Genomic DNA, 19,260 nt, shown 5'->3' on the forward strand with positions numbered 1-19,260 from the left:
GTAACGTTCGGCGCCCAGCCATGCTTGGCACGCTAAATAATGGCGGACCCCGCCCTGCCGCCGGGTCATAACAATCAACGGAGACATGCATGACAAGACATTCCACCCGCCGCCACGCACTGGCCCTGCTCGGCACCACCGCCGCCGCCTGGGCGGCCCTGCCCCTGGTCGCCACAGCGGCCGGCTACCCCGAGCGCCCCGTGACCGTGGTCGTGCCCTACTCGCCCGGCGGCGGCGTGGACATCATCACGCGCCTGGTCACGCCGCCCATGGCCGAGTTGCTGGGCCAGTCCCTGGTGGTGGACAACAAGCCCGGCGGCGGCACCAACATCGGCATGGGCGCGGTGGCACGCGGCGCGGCCGACGGCTACCTGCTGCTGACGGCATCCAACACGCTGACCACCAACAAGGCGCTGTACGCCAAGCTCAATTTCGATCCGCTCAAGGACCTCATCCCGGTGGGCCGCATCGGCGAGGCGCCGCTGGTCGTGGTGGTCAACGCCAAGTCGCCCCACAAGAACCTGGCCGAACTGATCGCCGCCGGCAAGGCCAAGGCCGGTTCGCTGTCCTATGGCACGGCTGGCGTGGGCAGCTCGGGCCACATGGCCAGCGCCCTGCTGGAGCGCGCAGGCGGCTTCCAGGCCGTGCACATTCCCTACAAGGGCGGCTCGGCCGCCGTGACCGACCTGCTGGGCGGGCGGCTGGACTTCATGGCCATCAACCCGCTGGAGGTGGCAGGCCATGTGGGCAGCGGTGCGCTGCGCGCCCTGGCGGTGCTCAACCACAATGGTTCGCGCCTGTTGCCGGGTGTGCCCACGGCACGTTCGCTGGGCGTGAACGTGCAGGCCACCGTGTGGTGGGGCCTGGTGGCGCCGGCCGGCACGCCGCCGGCCGTGGTGCAGGCGCTGAACCAGGCTTTGAACAAGAGCCTGGCCCAGCCCGCCGTGCTGCAGAAGCTGGCCGACATCGGCGCATCGCCCATGGGCGGCACGCCGGCCGAGTTCGGCGCCTTCATTCAGGCCGAGAGTGCCGAGCTGGGCGAGGTGATCCGCGCGGCCAATATCCGCGCGGACTGAGGCGCAGGCGAAGGTAAGGACAAAGGCGCGCCGCTGCGCTCAGCGCGGCGCGACGGGCTTCTGGACCAGGGCCACGCTCAGGCCGTCCGGCGTCACCGTGATGGCGCCAGGCTCCATGTTCAGCGAGTCCATCAGGGCCAGTTCCTTGTCCTGCAGCTGGTAGAGCACGAGCTGGCCCAGCGCCTGCTCGGCCAGCGCGCTGGCATAGGTGGTGAGCATGTCGCTCATGGCGGGCGCCAGGTCATTGATGACCAGGCTGTTGACCTTGATCTGGTGGGCGCGCAGCGTGCGGTCCGTGGGCTCGTAGCGCAGCGCGAAGTCCAGGTTCAGATGGCCGCCATAGCCCTGCTTGAGCACGGGCCCCGACAGATCGGCCTGCAGCACCGCATTGAGCGCGTTGCGCTCGGGCAGCAATCCCAGCACCGGCGAATGCAGCTTGAGCTGCAGCATGCCGGCCACGGGGAACTGCCGGGGAAAGCGCTGGGCCACCACCTCCTGCAGCCTTTGCCGCGAAACCGAGACATTCCCAGGTCCGGACTTTCCCGAACATCCGGTCGCGGCCAGGCTCCAGCCCGCTGCCACGACCATCAACAAAAAGCGGCGATTCATCACGACAGCACAAGCCTCAGAAAGCCCGACACGAAACCCTGAAGCGCCATGCATGCCATACGCATGGCGCTATGTTTTTTGAGAGCGACATTGTCCCGCCAGGGGCTATTCCCTGTCCCTGCAGTGGGTGTTGCCCGGCACCTGCGCGCAGCCACTTCGAGAACGAAACGACATAGCAGCTAGTGCCCGCCGGACATAGGCAGTACCGGCTCCCATACGGAAACTCGGCCGCTCGCAAAGTTCCCGCCTTCCAGAAGAAATCAAGGAGACACCATGAAGAAGAACATCGCCCTCGCCCTGCTGGCCACAGGCTGCGCGGCCGGCCCCGCCCTGGCGCAATCCACCAGCAGCGTGAGCCTGTACGGCATCATCGACGTGTCGGTGCGCGCGCAAAGCGGCCTGTCGGGCGCCAATGCGCCGGCTGCGGGCAGCATGGGCTCGGTCAACAGCGGCGTGGGTCCCACCAGCCGCTGGGGCATACGCGGCAGCGAGGACCTGGGCGGCGGCCTGCGCGCCATCTTCAACCTCGAATCCACGCTGGGCGCCGACGTGGGCGGCATCGGCGGCGTGGCCGGCACCTTCGACCGGGCGGCCATCGTGGGCCTGGCCGGCCACTGGGGCGCGGTCACGGCTGGCCGGCAGAACACGCTGATCTCCGACTCCGTGGGCCTGGTCGATCCCATCGCCCTGCGCTTTGCGGGCCTGAACCCCAACATCCAGGTCACCAGCCTCACGGGCCACGGCCTGAACAACGAATGGGGCGCCACCAACACCAAGGTGGGCTCCAACCGCGTCAACAACTCCATCAAGTACTCGGGCAGCTTTGGAGGCCTCACGGCGCGCGCCATGTACAGCTTCGGCGAGACCGGCGTGTCGGCCTCGCGCCTGGACACGCGCGGCCTGGGCCTGGACTGGCGCCAGGACGATCTGGTGCTGACCAGCGCCTACACCCAGTTCCACGACGCCAGCGGACGCACGCTGGACGCCGCCAACATCGGTGGCGCCTGGAGCCGTGGCGACCTGCGCCTGATGCTCAACTACGGCCGCAACAAGGCCGAGACCAGCGACACCGCGAAAACCACGAACAAGATCCTGGCCGTGGGCGCGCGCTATGCCGTCACGCCCGTCATCGGCCTGAACGGCGGCTACTACAAGGTGGACCGCGAGCGCACGGGCCAGGGCGACGACGGCTTCCAGCGCCTGATCGGCTTTGTGGACTACCAGCTGTCCAAGCGCACCAGCCTGTTCCTGGAACTGGACACGACCAAGTGGAAGAACGGATATCAGGGCGCAGGCAACAAGACACGCGCCAGCGGCATCAGCCTGGGTATCACGCACAATTTCTGACCCCCTGAGCGGCTGGCGCCGCTTCCCCCAGGGGACGACGCCCTCGGCTAGGCGCCCCCGCCGCGAGGCGGCTCTTGCTCGGCGTCTCTGAGTTGGAGCACGCCAGTTTCACAGGCTGTGATCGTGATTCGCAGACCTGCAAGCCGCCGCGAAATCCAGCTTTGCCGCGCCCTTGGGCGCGGTTTTTTTATCTATTCATATATCCATTCATGTATTTGCATAAATCCTTGATTTTCAATAAATTAACCCCTTGCTTCATCCATTCATGAATTGATTCCCCATGGCCACTGAAGACCTCTCCCTGCAGGTGCTGGCAGCACTGCGCCGCCAGGGCGGTGCGCTGGCGGCACGCGAGTTGCAGCAGATGCTGGGCGTGAGCCAGCCCACGGTGTCGCGCGCACTGGCACCGCTGATCCAGTCGGGCCAGGTGCGCAAGGTGGGGGCGGCGCGCACACAGCGCTATGTGCTGCCGCGCCAGGTGGCGGGCGTGGGCGCCGAGGTGGCCATCATGCGCGTGGACACCGAAGGCCATGCATCACCCTTCGGCCGCATGATCGCCCTGCACGGCGGCGGCTTCTGGGTGGATGAGGCCGACGGCCTCAGCGAGCAGCACGACGGCCTGCCCTGGTTCCTGGACGACATGCGGCCCCAGGGCTTCATCGGCCGCAGCTTTGCGCACAGCCACCCCGAACTGCAGCTGGGCGGCGACCCGCGCCAGTGGGGCGAGGACGATGTGCTGCGCGCCCTGGCCCGCTTTGGCGAAGACCTGCCGGGCAACCTCATCGTGGGCGAAGCCGCCTTCGAGCGCTTCCACTCCCTGCCCGCGCGCACGCTGCGCGCCGCCTCTGCGGCCGACTATCCGCGCCTGGCCATGCAGGCCATGCAGGGCACGCATCCGGGCTCGTCGGCGGGCGGCGAGCAGCCCAAGTTCTGCTGCATCACGGCCGGGCGCAGCGTCATCGTCAAGTTCTCCCCGGCAGGCAACGCGCCGGCCGAGCAGCGCATCCGCGACCTGCTGGTCTGCGAGCACCTGGCACTGCAGACCCTGGCCGAAGACGGCCTGCCCGCAGCGCGCACGCGGCTGTTCCTCGATGGCGGCCGCGCCTTCCTCGAATCGGAGCGCTTCGACCGCAGCCAGCCGGCGCCGGGCGATGTGCCAAGCGTTGTGCCAGGCGATGGACCGAGCGATGTGCCAGTCTCACAGGCCCACCCGGGCAGCAACCCTGGACGCATCGGCATGGTGTCCCTGCAGGTGCTCAATGCCCAGTACGTGGGCGAGGTGGACAACTGGGCAGCCACGGCCAACCGCCTGGCCGCACGCGGCCTCATCACCGAGGCCGACGCGCGCAGCCTGCGCCTGCTCGAAGCCTACGGCCAGCTCATCGCCAACACCGACCGGCACTACGGCAACATCTCCTTCGTGCTGCCGCAGCCCCATGGCGACTGGGCGCTGTCGCCCACCTACGACATGCTGCCCATGCTCTACATGCCCATCAACGGCGAGATCGTGGAGCGCGACTTCGGCGCCCAGCCTCAGCGACCCACGGCCGCCACGCTGGCCGAATGGCCGCATGCCCAGGCGCTGGCACGCCGCTTCTGGCAGGCCGTGGCGCAGGATGCGCGCATCTCCGGGGAATTTCGCAGCATCGCTGCGCGAAATCTTGAATTCATGAGTGCCTGATTGACAGGCACCATCAATGAAATCCGAACACCAATCTGTGGATAACACCGGTAATTTCTCTTGAAAATCCTGTGCACATTCTCTTGAAAAACATTTGCACAAGCTGTGCTTTGTCTGCGCAAAACCTGCCATCCACAAGGGCAGTACGCCACCGCCTGCACAATCGAAGGCTTCCTCATCCGACAAGAGCCTGGCCACCGATGACAAGCATTGCCCCTTCTCACGCCGCAGACCCGCGCATCGCAGACGTGCTCAGCTACTGGCTGGGCTCCGCGCATCCCGACAACGCGGGCGCCCTGGCCTGCAAGAACCTGTGGTTCATCAAGTCCGATGCCACTGACGATCAGATCCGCGAGCGCTTCGGCGCCCTGGTCGAAGATGCGCTGGCCGGCCAACTGGACGGCTGGGCCGGCACGGCGCTGGGGCGGCTGGCGCTGATCGTGTTGCTGGACCAGTTCACGCGCAACCTGTTCCGGGGCACGGCACGCAGCTTTGCAGGCGACCCGCAGGCGCTGCAGCTGGCGCTGGACGGCATCGCCCTGGGCCATGACCGGCATGCCGACCTGCCTGCCGTGGCGCGCATCTTCTGCTACCTGCCGCTGGAGCATGCCGAAGACCTGGCCCTGCAGGACCGCAGCGTGGCGGCCTTCCAGGCCCTGGCCGACCAGGCCGGTGACGCTGGCGGCGAGGGCGTGCGCGAGTTCCTGGCCGGCACGCTGGACTACGCCCACCGGCACCGCGACGTCATCGTGCGCTACGGCCGCTTTCCGCACCGCAATGCCATCCTGGGCCGCACCAGCACGGCCGAGGAACTGCAGTACCTGTCCCAGCCCGGCTCAGGGTTCTGAGAGCGCAGCGGATCTCCTTCACCCACAAAAAAAGGGAACGTGCCAACGTTCCCTTTTTGCTTTCGGCGCGCTGCCGGCATTCAGGCCGGCTGCGCCTGCGGCTGGCGCTCGCCGCCCTTGCGCTCGCCATCGCGCATGCGCAGCGCCCAGCGCTCGATCGTGTAGAACGACAGCGCCGACAGCGCCACCGAGATCGCCAGGCCCAGCGCCACCACCACGGGCCACGAGAAGTCGGCGCGCAGATAGCGCACCACCGGGTAGTGCCAGAGGTAGACGCCATAGGACAGGCGGCCCAGCTTCACCAGCGTGGGCGACGACAGCATGTCGAAGACCAGGCCCGAGCCCTGGCTTGCAGCCACCAGCAGCACCACGGCGGCGCATTCCACCACGGTGATGCCCCAGACCATGGCGTCCTGGTTATCCCATTGCAGCGCCATCAACAGCGGCACGGCCAGCGGCACCCACATGGCGTGGTGCATGCGCGCCTTCAGTGCAGCGATGAAGTCGGGCCGCTCGATCATCACCGCCGCCAGCAGCGCACCGGCGAACAGGCCCGAGGCACGGGTGTCGAAGCGAAAGAAGATCTCATAGAAGTGCTGGCCCTGGTCCACCCAGTACACGCGCCACAGCCAGCTCAGCGCCCACAGCAGGGCAATCGGGCGCCACAGACGGCCCGGCTTGGAAAAGCGCAGCAGCAGCACCAGCAGCGGCGGCCAGATCAGGTAGAAATGCTCCTCCACCGACAGCGACCACATGTGCAGCAGCGTGTCCGGGCTGTCGAAGAAGGCGATGCCGTAGTCGGCCAGATAGAGGATGGAGACCAGCGCATCGGTGTAGATGTCGTTCAGGTCCGGCCACAGAAAGGGCGCGAAGATGCAGTACGCGCCCAGGAACAGGGCCAGCGCCGGCATCAGGCGATAGAAGCGGCGGCGATAGAAGCGCCAGAAGCCGATGCGGCCTTCGGATTCGTTCTCCATCAGCAGCAGCGAGGTGATCAGATAGCCGCTGAGCACGAAGAACAGGTCCACCCCGAAGAATGCGCCATCGAACAAAGGCGCATGGGAGTGCGACAAGATCACCAACAGGATCGCCACGCCCCGCAGCCCGTCAAGGGCGGGGTTGTAGTGCAGTTTGAAATCCTTGACCACCAAAACCGGACACCTTTCCAACGCCGGGGCATACGCCCCGGGCCATGAACAAACCCCATGAAAAATGGAGCACGCGGACATGGCGCAGCCGTCCCCGGGAGGGTCGCAACGCATGGTCCAGCGCGATAAGAGAGACGGCACGCCCCAAGGTTCCCGGCGGATGCTGTGACCAGCAATCCGCGAGCCGCGGCTGCGGCGCACCTGGAGGATGCGGGCCGCCTCTACGGGCGGCCCTGCGTGCACGAACATGCCCTGCAGCACAGGGCAATGGCTGATGAATTTCAGCGAAATCCGATTTTAGCCATCACCGCCTGCGGGCCAGGTTCGATGGACATTCAGCCTGGAATCCTGGGTCACCCCGCCCCGCCGCCTGTCCACCTCTCATCGCACGCCGCGAGTATGGGCAGCGCACCGCGGCCGGAACGTAACAGGAAGTTGTCGCCGACGCTGCTGCGCCCGGCCTCATGCCGCCCTGCGCCGCCCTGTTGAGCCACTGGCGAACACAGGGCAAGGGGAGTTGGATGCGCTGTCAACAATTTGGAACAAAACGCCACCAATCCCAATGAACACCAGCATCTTCCGCTATCGTTTTTAACAAGCAGGCGGACAAACGGAAGAGATCGCGTCCTGCAGACCACGGCGCGCGTCACTGTCTGCCTGCACCGGCTGCTGGTTCTTGGCGCGCAGATAGTGCTCGGTGAACAGGGCAAGGTAGCTCTCCAGCGCACGGCCTGCGCGCCGGTCGCCTCCGTCGCCCGTCAGCTCCAGGCACAGGGCCGCCACCTCGCTGGTGCAGAAATGGTCTTCGCGCTGCGAGCGGCGCAGACGGTACTGCGACACCTGGTCCGGGTGCAGGCTCAGCACCGGAAAGCGGTCCAGGTAAGGGCTCTTGCGGAACATCTTGCGCGCCTCGGGCCAGGTCGCGTCCAGCAGGATGAACAGCGGGCGCCGGCCCGGGTCCGATTCGGTCCCGGCCTGGGCTCCGGCCCGGGGCACCGGCAGCGCATGCACCACTCGCTGCGGCGGCTCCACGAACTCGCCGGGAAACACCACATAGGGCTGCCACTGCGGATCATCGAGCAAGGCCAGCAGGCCCGCATCGGCCTCGGTGCGCGCCCAGCCGAAGGCGTGCGTCTGCTCCACCACATCGGCGATCAGCCAGCCCGTGTTGCTGGGCTTGAGCGGCTCGGCATCGTGCATCAACAGGCAAAAGCCCGCCCGCGTCGGCAGCATGGGACGCAGCGCGCAAAGGCAGTGCGAAGGCCGCAGCCGGCATCCCTCGCAGCGCTCGCCGCGCGGCCCGCCGCGCGACAGAAACGGCCGCGTGCTGCGCGCCAGCCGCTGCGTGCGCAGCCGCGAGACCGCATGCGGCGCCACGCCGGAGTCCACGCCGCGCAGATAGGACAGAGGCACGCAGGCATCCTGCGCCGCAGCAGGCACAGCTGACATTTCCAGGCTCATCCCACGCTTTCCAGCTCGAACAGCGGCAGCTCGGCGCGGCGGCTCAGCCACACGCCGCCGCCCAGTTCCTTGAAATGCTCGGCCAGCCCGCGCCGGTACAGATCGGCCCGGTGGCGGAACAGGCGCGGATCGGTCAGATCCTCATCGATCACGCCGCGTTCGTAATCCTCGCGCGCCACCGCCTCCACATACAGACCGCCTCGGCTCAACCGCCCCAGATTGGCCAGCGCGCGCTTGAGATCCGGCGGGCTCAGATAGGGCAGCACGCCCTGGCAGATCACCAGATCGAAGGGCACTGCAGGATCATGCGCCGCATAGTCCACCACCGAGCCGCGCTCCCAACCGAAGCGCCCGCACAGGTACTCGCTGAACTCCACGCCGTGGTAGCTGGCACCGGGGAAGTGGCGCTGCACCGCCTCGCGCCACAGACCAATGCCGCAGCCTACATCCAGCACGCGGCGCACGGGCACGCGCACATAACTCAGGTAGGAACAGACGAAAGCGCCCAGACGGTTCACATGCTCGGTATCGACCACGCTGGTCTTCTTGTCGAAGTAGTAGCGCTGGTAGTACGCCTCGTCGAACCACTGGTCACTTGCTGATTGCACGCATTCTCCTTGGGGGTGAGCGCCCGGCGGGCGCGTTCGGGCGGGAGTATGGCGCAGAGGGGTTTGTATATGCCGGGATGCGGTATTCGCTCAGGCCTTGGGCGGCCGATGCAACAGGCACAGCTTGTTGCCATCCAGATCCCGCACATAGGCCAGGTACAGCCGGCCACCGGGCGAAGCCTCGCGCCAGCCGGGCGGATCCTCGCAGGTCACGCCCCCGGCTGCCACGGCGGCGGCATGGGCCGCGTCGGCCTGCTCGGGCGACTGCGTCGCAAAGCCAATGGTCGCGCCATTGCCGTGGCAGGCAGACTCGCCGTTGATCGGTGTGGAAATGGCAAACGTGCCGCCCGCGCTGCGGTAGAAATAGCGGTTCTTGTTGGCCATGCCCGGGGCAACGCCGAGCGCGCCCAGGAATGCGTCGTAGAACTGCTTGGATTTTTCGAGGTCGTTGACCCCGACCATGACGTGGCTGAACATGCCTGTGTCTCCTTGGTTGATGCGAACCGGGATGTTAGCTGCGGCACGCCGTCCTGCTGTCACCCATGCGCGCCAGCGACCATACTGTCGCCCCCGCCACAGCCGGCGGACATTGCACCGATACCGCGATACCGAAACCATGCGCCTTCTTCACACTTCCGACTGGCACCTGGGCCAGCACTTCATGGGCAAGAGCCGCCAGGCCGAGCACGCTGCGCTCATCGACTGGCTGCTGGAGCAGGTCGATGCCCAGGCGGTGGATGCCGTGCTCATCGCGGGCGATATCTTCGACACCGGCGCGCCGCCCAGCTATGCGCGCGAGCTGTACAGCCAGCTGGTGGTTCGCCTGCATGCGGCGGGCGTGGCCCTGCTGCTGCTGGGCGGCAACCACGACTCCGTGGCCACGCTGGCAGAGAACCGCGAGCTGCTGGCCTGCCTGGACACCACCGTGGTTGCCGCCGTGGGCGAGACGGCCAGCCACGTGGTCGAGCTGCCGCTGCGGCGCCGGCCGGGGCAGCCGGCCGCGCCCGGCTGCATCGTCTGCGCCCTGCCCTTCATGCGCCCGCGCGACCTGGTGCTGAGCCAGCCCGGCCAAAGCGCCGAGCAAAAGCAGCAGGCGCTGCAGGCCGCCATCGAGTCGTGCTACCGCAGCGTGCACGACGCCGCCATGGCACGCCGTGACGCGCTGGCCGCCGCATCCGGCCAGCGCCTGCCCATCATCGCCACGGGCCATCTCACCACCGTGGGCGCCAGCAGCAGCGAGTCCGTGCGCGAGATCTACGTGGGATCGCTGGACGCCTTCCCCACCTCGGCCTTTCCGCCCGCCGACTACGTGGCCCTGGGCCACATCCACCAGCCGCAGAAAGTGGGCGGCCTGGAGCACATCCGTTACAGCGGCTCGCCCATTGCGCTGAGCTTTGACGAGGCCCGCCAGTCCAAGCAGATGCTGCTGGTGGACCTGGGCCCCGAAGGGCTGCAGGCCGTCACGCCGCTGCCCGTGCCCTGCTTTCAGCCCATGGCCTCGGTGGCAGGCAGCCTGACCGCCTTGCCGGATCTGATGCGCGCCGCCGCCCAGGCCGGCAGCCCTGCACGGTCCGTATGGTTGGAGGTGGTGGTGGAGCAGGACGACTACCTGCCCCAGCTCACCGACCGCGTGCAGGCCCTGGCCGACGAGCTGCCCGTGGAACTGCTGCGCGTGCGGCGCCAGCGCGGCCGGGCGGTGGCCGGCATGGCCGCCGCCGCCGGCGAGTCGCTGCACGAGATCAGCCCCGCCGACGTCTTCGAGCGCCGCCTGGCGCTGGAAACACTGGAGCCCGGCCTGGCCCAGGCCCTCACCCGGCGCTACCAGGAAGTGGTGGCCGGGCTTGATGCGCCCCAGCCAGGCGCCGGCGAACACGGCGAGGAGGCCCGCGCATGAAGATCCTTACGCTGCGGCTCAAGAACCTCAACTCGCTCAAGGGCGAATGGCGCATCGACTTCATGCAGGCACCGTTCGCGGGCAACGGCCTGTTCGCCATCACCGGGGCCACGGGCGCGGGCAAGTCCACCCTGCTCGATGCCATCTGCCTGGCGCTGTACCACCAGACACCCAGGCTGAACAACATCTCGGCATCGGCCAACGACCTCATGACGCGCCACACGGCCGACTGTCTGGCCGAGGTCGAGTTCGAGGTCAAGGGGCAGGTCTACCGCGCCTTCTGGAGCCAGCGCCGCGCACGCGACAGGCTCGATGGCGCACTGCAGGCGCCCAAGGTGGAACTGGCCCGGGGCGACGGCAGCATCCTCAGCAGCCAGACGCGCGACAAGCTGGAGCAGACCGCCGCCATCACCGGCCTGGACTTCGAGCGCTTCACCAAGTCCATGCTGCTGGCCCAGGGCGGCTTTGCGGCGTTCCTTGAAGCCAATGCCAACGTCCGCGCCGGCCTGCTGGAAGAGCTGACAGGCACCGAGATCTACGGCCTCATCTCGCAGAAAGTCTTCGAACGCGCCCGCGACGCGCGCCAGCGCCTGGACCAGCTCAAGGCCCAGGCCGATGGCGTGGAGTTGCTGACACCCGAGGCGCGCGATGCCCTGCAGGCCCAGGCCGACAGCCTTGTGAAGGAGCAGGCCGAGCTGCAGGCCGACTACCTGCGCACCCAGGCCCAGCACCAATGGCAGCAGCAACTGGCCCAGGCCACCCAGACACTGCAGGCCGCCCGCACCGGCTGCGCAGACGCCGCCCGGGCACTGGAGCAGGCCGCGCCCGAACTGGAAAGACTGGCCCATGACGAGCCCGCGCAGGCGCTGCAGCCGCTGCACCAGGCCTGGCAGCGCAGCACCGCCGCCTGCGATGACAGCCGCCAGCAACTGCAGCAACTGTGGGAGCACGAACAGCAGACCCAGGCCCGCCTGCTGCTGCAGCACCGCCATGCCCAGGCCCTGTCCGCCCGCCTGGCCCAGGCCGCGCAAGACACCCTGGCACGCCAGCAGGCCGAGCACCAAACGCTGGAACAGTTCTGCACCCAGCATGCCGCCCATGCCCTGCTGGGCGAGCGCCTGGGCAGCTGGCGCCAGCAGTTCAAGCTGCGCGCCAGCCAGCAACAGCAAGCGGCCAGCCAGCAGCAGGCCCTGCGCAAGCTGGATGCCGAACAGGCCCGCATGGCGCAAAGCGCCGAAGCCGGCACGGCCCAGGTCCAGGCCGCCACCGACGCCCAGGCCCGCGCCAGCGCCACACTCCAGCACGCGCAGGACGAACAGGCGCAGCGCCTTCAAGGCAGCGGCGGCATGGCCGAGCTGCGCGCGCGCGAGCAGGCAGAGCAGGACCGCCTGCACCTGTGGCGCCAGGCAGAAACCCAGGCCGCGCAGCGCCGCGAACTTGCGCGCCAGCAAGCTGCGCTGGAGCAGGAATTGCGCGATGGAGAGGCACAGGCGCGGGCGCAGGACACATCGCTGCAAGCCCTGCGGCAGCAGTACAAGAGCGTCAAGGAACAGGTCGCGGACAAGCAGACCCTGCTCCTGCAGGAGCAGCGCATCCAAAGCCTGTCCGAGCACCGCCACGCACTGCAGCCCGGCCAGCCCTGCCCGCTGTGCGGCGCGCACGAGCACCCGGCCGTGGCCGCCTACGAAGCGCTGGACGCCTCGGCCACCGAAGCCGCGCTGCGCCGCAAGCAGGATGAACTCGACGCCCTGCAAACCCAGGGCGAAACCGCCCGCGCCACGCTGGCCGCCACCACGGCCGCGCAGGCTGCGCGCCAGCGCCAGGCCGACGAACTGGAACAAGACATCGCACGCTGGCACGGCACATGGAACGACACATGGCAGGGCCTCACGCAACCCCTGCAACTCGCGCCAGACAGTTGGCAACAGGCCGACACCCTCGCCGCATCGGCCCAGGCCTGCGCCCGCCAGCTGGACACACTCAAGCGCGCCGTGCAGGCCGCCGAGCAAGGCGAGCAGGCCGTGCAACAGGCCAAGGACGCCGCCCAACACAGCCGCCAGTCACTGCAGACCGCGCAAGGCCAGCTTGCGCTGCAGCAGCAGGCCCTGGCCGACCACAGCGCACGCCGCGAAGAACTGCAGCAATCCATCGCCGGCCTGCAGGCCGAAGCCCAGGCGCTGAACGCGCAGTTGCAGGGCTCACTCGGCGAGGCCGGCCACACGGTGCCCGACGACGCCCGGCCCTGGCTTGAAGCGCGCGAAGCCGAATGGCAGCACTGGCAACAGGCGCGGCACGACCTGCAGCAACTGGCCCAATCCATGGCCTTGCAGCGCAAGGAATGCGAGGCGGCCGAGGCCGATGCGCAGCGCTGGAAAAAACAGTCCGAAACACAGTGGGAGGCGCAGTGGGAGGAGCAGAGAACGGCGCAGCCCCATCCCGCCGATACGGCTGTGGCAGAGCCGCCTTCACCCCCCTTGCCGCCCGTGGAACAGCTGCCGCAGGCCCTGGCCGAATGCGCCAGCGACATCGCCGCTCTCACGCGCCAGCAGGATGCCCTGCAAGGCCAGCAGCAACAGGCCCAGGCCACGCTGGCCCGCCAGCGCGAGGAAGCGGCCCAGGCCGAATCCGCATGGCAGGCCGCCCTGGCCGCCAGCCCCTTTGCTGACGAGCCCGCCTTCCTGCAGGCCCTGCTGCCCGCACCCGAACGCCAGCGCCTGGCCACGCTGCGCCAGCAACTGCAGGCGGCACAACAGCGCGCGGCCACCCTGCTCGAAGCCGCACAGCGCGAGTACGCGGATCTGCAGGCCCAGGCCCCGACCGACCTGGCACCCGAAGCCATCCAGGCGCTGCTGCAAACACTGCAGGAGCGCCATACGGCACTCAGCCAACAACTGGGCGGCGCCCGCGCCCAGCTGGCCGACGACCAGCGCCGCCGCCAGGGCCAGCAGGCCCTGTTCGAGCACATCGCCGCCCAGGCCAGCGACAGCGACCTGTGGCAGCACCTGGACGGCCTCATCGGCTCGGCCAAGGGCGACAAATACCGGCGCTTCGCCCAGGGCCTCACCCTGGACCACCTGCTGCACCTGGCCAACCTCCACCTGGCACGCCTGCACGGCCGCTACCTGCTGCGCCGCAAGCCCGAAGGCGAGCTGGAACTGGACATCGTCGACAGCTGGCAGGGCGACACCCCGCGCGACACGCGCACGCTATCGGGCGGCGAGGCCTTCCTCGTCAGCCTAGCCCTGGCCCTGGCGCTGTCCGACCTGGTCAGCCACAAGACCTCCATCGACTCACTGTTCCTCGACGAAGGCTTCGGCACGCTCGATGCCGACACGCTGGAGATCGCGCTCGACGCACTCGACCGGCTCAACGACAGCGGCAAGATGATCGGCATCATCAGCCACGTGGAGGCGCTCAAGGAGCGCATCGCCGTGCAGGTGCGGGTGGAGAAAGGCGGTGGCGTGGGGCATTCGAGGCTGGTGGTTTCTTCGTGATCCGAAGCGTTTCAAAATCTCTTAGGCTGTTGTTTTGAAAAGAATTTCGGTACGTTTCTGGTTTTTTGAGAAACGTACCGAAAAAGGCTCTTTCGATTTCTGCCGGTAAGTTGTTGCGTGCTACCGCTTCGCCCGACTCTGCTTGCGGGGCTGTGAGTCACTACAGAACTGTCACCAAACTGCCGCCCAACGCCTGCACCATCCTGCGGGCACGGCCTGCGTGGCCGCCGTTCACTCCTTTTCAAGGACCGCTCCATGCAAGTGCGCTTTCCCAATCCCTTCGGCCTGGCCCTGCCCGACGCCCAGGCGGTGCGCGAGTACCAGGCCGCGCAAGGCTTCTCCGACGCCTACGCGCAGTTCCTGATCACGCAGAACGGCCTGGACTTCGACCGGCTCGAAGCGGAGCCCGACCGCGAGGACTACCTGCAGGCCGACGACGAGACCGGCGACAACCACGCCTGGCTGCGCACCCTGCACCACTTCCGCGCAGGCTCGGAGCACTGCGACGTGGAGGACCACCAGCGCGAGAACCTGTTTGCCGCGCACTTCATGGTCATTGGCCATGACCCCGGCGGCAACCCCTTCGTGGAAGTGCTGCACGGCGCCTTCAAGGGCCGCATCGGCAGCCTGGACCATGAGCTGTTTGCGGGCTGCGAGGACCTGGAGCATTTCCTCGAAGAAATGGAACTGAGCGGCTTTGCCGCCGCCAGCGTGGACGAGCAGACCGACATGCTTTGCGACGAAGACCAGGGCCTGATCTGGTTCCACGCCAGCAGCCTGGACAGCTTCTTGCAGCAATGCGTGTTCTGCGACGAGGACGGCTCGGGCTTCGTGGTGGACGAGCCGGGGTTGGAAGAGGATTGAGCCACGGGGAGCGGACGGGTGCTGCCCGGCGCTACCAACTCGAAATAGCGCGGCAGCCAGCATGCACACATCGATGGTCAACTGATTGAGTAGCAGTTCGCTGATCTGAGCCTCAATAGCACCCGGCGCCTTCCACCAAAGCCATCAGCATCGCTGCGACTTGGTCTTGACCCAGCTGAACTCTGCTGGGCGGCCGTACTCCTGGTCCAAGGCCTGCACGCAGACTCTCACTTCGTGCCGCGCCTGTCTTCAGGCATCACCAAAGACCCCCCCATCGACCGAGCCGCAGAACAAGGCATGGACGCTGGAATGCGGGTCTCTTGGCAGGACCGCAGCAACAGCACAGTTGACGGCCACGGCCTGCGCTTCGTATACCAACCGATGCAACGGTGGAAGTCCATCTTCACTCGAAAGACCTTTGCTTGCCGCCGGACTCAAAGGATCAATAAAACCAGCAGATCAATATGTATTTAATTGAAACAACAACCAGATCATGAGCAGCTATAGCTCCACCCGCAGCATATCGCCGCGGATTGCAATGAAGGGCCTCAACTCCTGTATGCCAGAATGCCGGACACCAACCGGGAAACTCTTAGGCAGGACTTATATGGCGACTCAAGCACCTCAAAAAATGGATTTTGAGCAATGGAAAGAAGGCATTACGAAAGCTGTCGGTGACCCAAAGTGGAACGCCTGGGACTGTGACATTCAAATGGCAGTCAACGAGTACAACCGCCATCTTTCCAGTACAGCAGGATACGTGTCCCTCGACTGGCAACTCATCAAGGCTATGCTATGGGTTGAAACTGGCGCCAATAACTCACAATGGAACTCCAAGCCCATGCAAATCGGTGTCACGGGAGATCCTGGGCTGTCATCATTTCTGTCGAATGACGAAGGCAGCGACCTGATTCTGCCGCCCGCCTGGAAGGGCCGTCTGACCACGGGATCTGTTCGCTCCATACCCACGCACAATATTCATGCAGGCATTGGCTATCTGCTCATGCGCATGGCCAATTTCGAGTTCCAGACTGTGCCTGCTTCAGATCCGAAGGTGTACGAAGTCACAGTCAAACGCGGTGACAGCCTGGAAAAGATTGCAAAGACACAGGGCAGCACTCCAGAGACACTCAAGAGACTCAACCCCAAAGCGGCCACGCTACAGCCGGGGCAGGTTTTGAGGTACCAGAAGGCGTCCGTCCAGCGCGTCATTACAGGCTGGCGCTCCATTTCCGCCAACATGGTGGCGCAACGCTACAACGGCGGCGGCGATCCCAACTACGCACGTAAACTCAACCACACCCTATCGCTGGTTCGCAGCGCAAAGGCGGTCGCATGCGCACAATAAAGCTGACAACCCTGGCACTGGCAGCCTGCATTCCTCTGTGGAGCCTCGCCATGGAAATCATTCCTCAACCCGATGAACGCGCCTTGCGCGAGGAATGCAGTGCCCACTCCCAGGCCGGAATGCGAGACTGCCTGGCGCGCAGGCTCGCAGACAGCCACAAGGCATTGAAGCAGGCCGAGGAACAGGCAGCCAGCGCACTGGGGCAATGGGATGAGGATGCCAAATATGCCTCCCAGGCCAAGGCCAGGCTGTCCGCCTCCGGCAAGGAGTTCACGCAGTACCGCGATGCCCAATGCAGCTGGCTTGCTTCTCTGGCTGGCGGCGCAGCCGGCAACGCGACGGAGATCAGGCGCCTGTCCTGTGCTGCAGCACTGAACTTCGGGCGGGCCGCGCAGCTGCGCGACGCCACATCCGAGCTGCCGTTGAAATAGCACGGAGCGCCCGCTGCGGGCGCGCCTGAGGTGCGCGTGTCAGCGGAACTTCACCGGCTGCACGCCCCGGTGCTTGGGCCTGACCACCACGGTGCCCGCAATCTTGTCGTGCCAGCCCTGCTTGCGCGGGTCAAAGGCCACCCAGATCAACCCCAGGCACAGCGGGATGATGGACACGAAATAGGCCAGGTAGCGAATGATGGCCTGCCGTGTGCTCATGTCCGCGCCGGTCTGCGCGTCCACGATCCTGGCGGCGATGAGCATCTTGCCCGGCGTGGCCTGTTTCTTGATCCAGAAGATGACGACGGCAATGGCAGGCAGCACCCAGGAGATGACGAAATCGGCCGGGCCGTGCAGCAGTTTTTCGGACTCCAGGTATTCCCAGCCATAGATGGAGATCAGGGCCGGAAGCATGAGCACGAGCAGGATCACGGTGTCGATCAGCGCGGCGCCGGTGCGGGCCCAGAAGCCTACGTATTCGAGATCGTCATCCTGCATGGTGCGCCCTGGTTGGCATATGAGGCTGCCAGTGTGCCACCTCGGTGCCCCGTCAGAAATGCCGCGCAAGGCCAGGGCCTGCGCGGCAGGGTTGCGGCGGCCTGTCGGTCGAACTATCGATCGAATACCGCCTGCAGGTCCTTCTGCCCCGTCACGCCGGACTGCAGCGCCAGCATCAGCAGGATCCGCGCCTTGGGCGCGCGCAGATCGTCGGCCATGACGGCGCCGGCCTCGAACGAGGTCTTGCCGCCGCCCTCGAAGCCGTAGCTGGGCATGACGCGGCCGTTGTGCACGCGCGTGCTGACGACCACGGGCACGTTCTTGCCGATGGCGTACTTGGCGGCATCGAGCATGGCGACGTTCATGTTGCCCATGCCCAGGGCGTCGATGACGATGCCCTTGACGCCACGGTCCACCGCCTGGCGCACGGCCTGGCCGTTGGCGCCGCCGTACATGGGGAAGATCTCCACCTCGGGCATGGTCTGCGCCTGGATAGGCAGGTGCTGGCGGCGCGCGGGGGCGGAGGCGAAGTTCACGCGGTCCGGGTAGACCTCGCCCAGAAAGCCGAACTCACCCGAACGGAAGGTTTCCACGTTGGCCGTGTGTGTCTTGGTGACGTAGCGCGCGGCGTTGATCTGGTTGTTCATGGCCAGCATGGCGCCCTTGTCGCGCGCCTTGGGGTCCACGGCGATGCGCACGGCGTTGAGCAGGTTGCGCGGCCCGTCGAAGTCGGACACCGAGGCATTGCGCTGCGCGCCGATGAGCACGACGGGCTTGGACGACTGCACGGTCAGGTCCAGCCAGAAGGCGGTTTCCTCCAGCGTGTCCGTGCCGTGCGAGACGATGGCGCCAGCCACCTCAGGGCGGGCCAGCGCGGCCTGTACGGCCTGGGTGAGCTGCACCCAGCGGGCCGGGTCCATGTAGTCGGAGGGCACGTTGGACAGGTTGTTGACCTGGATGCGCGCGTACTTGCCCACGTCGGGCACGGTGGCCAGCAGGTCGTCGCCCGAGATCGCGGGCACGGGCGCGTTCTTGACCGGGTCGATCTTCATGGCGATGGTGCCGCCCGTGGCAATGAACTGGACCACGGGCTTTTCCTGGGCGGCGGCGCTGGTAGCAATCATGGGCAAGGTGCAGGCAGTGAGCAGGGCGAGGGCGGTGCGGCGGAAGGCTTTCACGGGTGTTGTCTCCTTGTTGTGATGTCAAGGAGCATGCTAACCATGGCGTGCGGCCGGCCCGCGCTGCCGGCCCTGCGTGAAACCCTGATGGACAGGCGCGATCAGCGCGCATCAACGCGCATCAAAGCGCCAGCGCGGCCTCGATGTCCGTGGACAGCTTGGCCGGCGCATCCTGCGGCGCATAGCGGCGGATGACCTGGCCGTCGCGGCCAACGAGGAATTTGGTGAAGTTCCACTTGATGGCCTTGGTGCCGAGCACGCCCGGCGCCTCGGCCGTGAGCCAGCGGTACAGCGGGTGGGCGTTGGCGCCGTTGACGTCGATCTTGCCCATGAGCGGAAAGCGCACGCCAAAGTTCAGGTCGCAGAAACTGGCGATTTCCGATTCGCTGCCCTTTTCCTGAGAACCGAACTGGTTGCACGGGAAGCCCAGCACCACCAGGCCGCGCCCGCCGTACTGCTCATGCAGCGCCTGCAGGCCCGCGTACTGCGGCGTGAAGCCGCAGGCGCTGGCGGTGTTGACGATGAGCAGCACCTTGCCGCGGTAGTCCGACAGGGGGACGGCCTGGCCCGTGATGGAGGTGGCCTCGAAGTCGTAGGCCGAGCGGGGCGCGGCGGCGGTGTCATTCATGCGGGTGCTCCTGGAGTGGAGCGCCCATGGTAGCGCCGGGACACCCAGGGGCGCGCTGGCCGGGCATGGGGATGCGGACTTGTCTCACAGACAGCAGGCGACCAAAAACTTACCTTGGAAGGCAACAGGCGGGCACATCGGCCCGCC

Annotated in this window: 17 protein-coding genes; 9 read left to right on the forward strand and 8 right to left on the reverse strand. The window is 66.7% G+C overall.

Features of this window, described 5'->3' with window-relative positions; translation table 11 throughout:
• Window positions 1–89 precede the first annotated feature (89 nt).
• Window positions 90–1,076 (forward strand): tripartite tricarboxylate transporter substrate binding protein, encoded by a 987-nt coding sequence (locus tag INR38_RS16935; RefSeq protein ID WP_207443426.1) that lies wholly within the window; start codon window positions 90–92, stop codon window positions 1,074–1,076.
• Between the two features lie 39 nt (window positions 1,077–1,115).
• On the opposite strand, the gene INR38_RS16940 is transcribed toward INR38_RS16935, so the two are convergent.
• A complete protein-coding gene (locus INR38_RS16940) occupies window positions 1,116–1,685 on the reverse strand; it encodes a DUF1439 domain-containing protein (RefSeq protein WP_065346849.1) in 570 nt (189 codons plus the stop codon).
• Window positions 1,686–1,958: 273 nt separating this feature from the next.
• Between INR38_RS16940 and INR38_RS16945 the strand changes: the two genes are divergently transcribed.
• From INR38_RS16945 to INR38_RS16955, 3 genes are all read left to right on the forward strand, one after another.
• Window positions 1,959–3,032 carry a porin gene (locus INR38_RS16945; RefSeq protein WP_123694441.1) on the forward strand — a complete coding sequence of 358 codons (1,074 nt, stop codon included), beginning with the start codon at window positions 1,959–1,961 and terminating at the stop codon, window positions 3,030–3,032.
• A 280-nt stretch (window positions 3,033–3,312) separates the two neighbouring features.
• Window positions 3,313–4,713 (forward strand): type II toxin-antitoxin system HipA family toxin YjjJ, encoded by a 1,401-nt coding sequence (gene yjjJ / locus INR38_RS16950; RefSeq protein ID WP_207443427.1) that lies wholly within the window; start codon window positions 3,313–3,315, stop codon window positions 4,711–4,713.
• A gap of 200 nt (window positions 4,714–4,913) precedes the next feature.
• Window positions 4,914–5,561, forward strand: coding sequence for a DUF924 family protein (locus tag INR38_RS16955; protein ID WP_013804552.1), 648 nt, complete (start codon window positions 4,914–4,916; stop codon window positions 5,559–5,561).
• Between the two features lie 80 nt (window positions 5,562–5,641).
• Here the strand turns inward: INR38_RS16955 and INR38_RS16960 are convergent, their stop codons facing one another.
• The 4 genes from INR38_RS16960 to INR38_RS16975 form a co-directional block, all read right to left on the reverse strand.
• The gene (locus tag INR38_RS16960) at window positions 5,642–6,790 is read right to left on the reverse strand and encodes an acyltransferase (protein ID WP_012202833.1); all 1,149 of its coding nucleotides are present in this window, start codon (window positions 6,788–6,790) and stop codon (window positions 5,642–5,644) included.
• 510 nt (window positions 6,791–7,300) lie between these two features.
• A complete protein-coding gene (locus INR38_RS16965; RefSeq protein ID WP_199962245.1) occupies window positions 7,301–8,158 on the reverse strand; it encodes a tRNA-uridine aminocarboxypropyltransferase in 858 nt (285 codons plus the stop codon).
• Between the two features lie 8 nt (window positions 8,159–8,166).
• Window positions 8,167–8,778, reverse strand: a complete 612-nt coding sequence (locus INR38_RS16970; protein WP_207443428.1) for a class I SAM-dependent methyltransferase — start codon at window positions 8,776–8,778, stop codon at window positions 8,167–8,169.
• 90 nt (window positions 8,779–8,868) lie between these two features.
• Window positions 8,869–9,255 carry a VOC family protein gene (locus tag INR38_RS16975; protein ID WP_013804558.1) on the reverse strand — a complete coding sequence of 129 codons (387 nt, stop codon included), beginning with the start codon at window positions 9,253–9,255 and terminating at the stop codon, window positions 8,869–8,871.
• Between the two features lie 139 nt (window positions 9,256–9,394).
• On the opposite strand from INR38_RS16975, the gene sbcD reads away from it, so the two are divergent.
• The 5 genes from sbcD to INR38_RS17000 all read left to right on the forward strand — a co-directional run bounded on the left by sbcD (window position 9,395) and on the right by INR38_RS17000 (window position 16,809).
• Window positions 9,395–10,672, forward strand: a complete 1,278-nt coding sequence (gene sbcD / locus INR38_RS16980) for an exonuclease subunit SbcD (protein ID WP_012202827.1) — start codon at window positions 9,395–9,397, stop codon at window positions 10,670–10,672.
• Window positions 10,669–14,166 (forward strand): AAA family ATPase, encoded by a 3,498-nt coding sequence (locus INR38_RS16985; RefSeq protein WP_207443429.1) that lies wholly within the window; start codon window positions 10,669–10,671, stop codon window positions 14,164–14,166. The genes sbcD and INR38_RS16985 overlap by 4 nt, the downstream gene beginning before the upstream one ends.
• Before the next feature lie 255 nt (window positions 14,167–14,421).
• Window positions 14,422–15,030 carry a hypothetical protein gene (locus INR38_RS16990; protein ID WP_207443430.1) on the forward strand — a complete coding sequence of 203 codons (609 nt, stop codon included), beginning with the start codon at window positions 14,422–14,424 and terminating at the stop codon, window positions 15,028–15,030.
• Window positions 15,031–15,523: 493 nt separating this feature from the next.
• Window positions 15,524–16,378 (forward strand): LysM domain-containing protein, encoded by an 855-nt coding sequence (locus tag INR38_RS16995; protein WP_311317754.1) that lies wholly within the window; start codon window positions 15,524–15,526, stop codon window positions 16,376–16,378.
• 50 nt (window positions 16,379–16,428) lie between these two features.
• Entirely contained in the window at window positions 16,429–16,809 is a 381-nt protein-coding gene (locus INR38_RS17000) for a lysozyme inhibitor LprI family protein (RefSeq protein WP_242699095.1), read from the forward strand.
• A gap of 39 nt (window positions 16,810–16,848) precedes the next feature.
• On the opposite strand, the gene INR38_RS17005 is transcribed toward INR38_RS17000, so the two are convergent.
• From INR38_RS17005 to INR38_RS17015, 3 genes are all read right to left on the reverse strand, one after another.
• Window positions 16,849–17,307 carry an RDD family protein gene (locus INR38_RS17005; protein WP_012202823.1) on the reverse strand — a complete coding sequence of 153 codons (459 nt, stop codon included), beginning with the start codon at window positions 17,305–17,307 and terminating at the stop codon, window positions 16,849–16,851.
• A 113-nt stretch (window positions 17,308–17,420) separates the two neighbouring features.
• On the reverse strand, window positions 17,421–18,485 hold the full coding sequence (locus tag INR38_RS17010) for an asparaginase (RefSeq protein WP_013804565.1): 1,065 nt from the start codon (window positions 18,483–18,485) through the stop codon (window positions 17,421–17,423).
• A 121-nt stretch (window positions 18,486–18,606) separates the two neighbouring features.
• A complete protein-coding gene (locus INR38_RS17015) occupies window positions 18,607–19,113 on the reverse strand; it encodes a glutathione peroxidase (RefSeq protein ID WP_180318300.1) in 507 nt (168 codons plus the stop codon).
• Window positions 19,114–19,260: the final 147 nt, after the last annotated feature.

This window comes from Delftia sp. SD018, from assembly GCF_017355445.1.
Lineage (GTDB): Bacteria > Pseudomonadota > Gammaproteobacteria > Burkholderiales > Burkholderiaceae_C > Comamonas > Comamonas acidovorans.

Excerpts from the sequence above, each read along its gene's own strand:
- INR38_RS16935 (WP_207443426.1), top strand. The coding sequence starts at position 90 with ATGACAAGACATTCCACCCGCCGCCACGCACTGGCCCTGCTCGGCACC.
- INR38_RS16940 (WP_065346849.1), bottom strand. The coding sequence starts at position 1,685 with ATGAATCGCCGCTTTTTGTTGATGGTCGTGGCAGCGGGCTGGAGCCTG.
- INR38_RS16945 (WP_123694441.1), top strand. The coding sequence starts at position 1,959 with ATGAAGAAGAACATCGCCCTCGCCCTGCTGGCCACAGGCTGCGCGGCC.
- yjjJ (WP_207443427.1), top strand. The coding sequence starts at position 3,313 with ATGGCCACTGAAGACCTCTCCCTGCAGGTGCTGGCAGCACTGCGCCGC.
- INR38_RS16955 (WP_013804552.1), top strand. The coding sequence starts at position 4,914 with ATGACAAGCATTGCCCCTTCTCACGCCGCAGACCCGCGCATCGCAGAC.
- INR38_RS16960 (WP_012202833.1), bottom strand. The coding sequence starts at position 6,790 with ATGTCCGCGTGCTCCATTTTTCATGGGGTTTGTTCATGGCCCGGGGCG.
- INR38_RS16965 (WP_199962245.1), bottom strand. The coding sequence starts at position 8,158 with ATGTCAGCTGTGCCTGCTGCGGCGCAGGATGCCTGCGTGCCTCTGTCC.
- INR38_RS16975 (WP_013804558.1), bottom strand. The coding sequence starts at position 9,255 with ATGTTCAGCCACGTCATGGTCGGGGTCAACGACCTCGAAAAATCCAAG.
- sbcD (WP_012202827.1), top strand. The coding sequence starts at position 9,395 with ATGCGCCTTCTTCACACTTCCGACTGGCACCTGGGCCAGCACTTCATG.
- INR38_RS16985 (WP_207443429.1), top strand. The coding sequence starts at position 10,669 with ATGAAGATCCTTACGCTGCGGCTCAAGAACCTCAACTCGCTCAAGGGC.
- INR38_RS16990 (WP_207443430.1), top strand. The coding sequence starts at position 14,422 with ATGCAAGTGCGCTTTCCCAATCCCTTCGGCCTGGCCCTGCCCGACGCC.
- INR38_RS16995 (WP_311317754.1), top strand. The coding sequence starts at position 15,524 with ATGAGCAGCTATAGCTCCACCCGCAGCATATCGCCGCGGATTGCAATG.
- INR38_RS17000 (WP_242699095.1), top strand. The coding sequence starts at position 16,429 with ATGGAAATCATTCCTCAACCCGATGAACGCGCCTTGCGCGAGGAATGC.
- INR38_RS17005 (WP_012202823.1), bottom strand. The coding sequence starts at position 17,307 with ATGCAGGATGACGATCTCGAATACGTAGGCTTCTGGGCCCGCACCGGC.
- INR38_RS17015 (WP_180318300.1), bottom strand. The coding sequence starts at position 19,113 with ATGAATGACACCGCCGCCGCGCCCCGCTCGGCCTACGACTTCGAGGCC.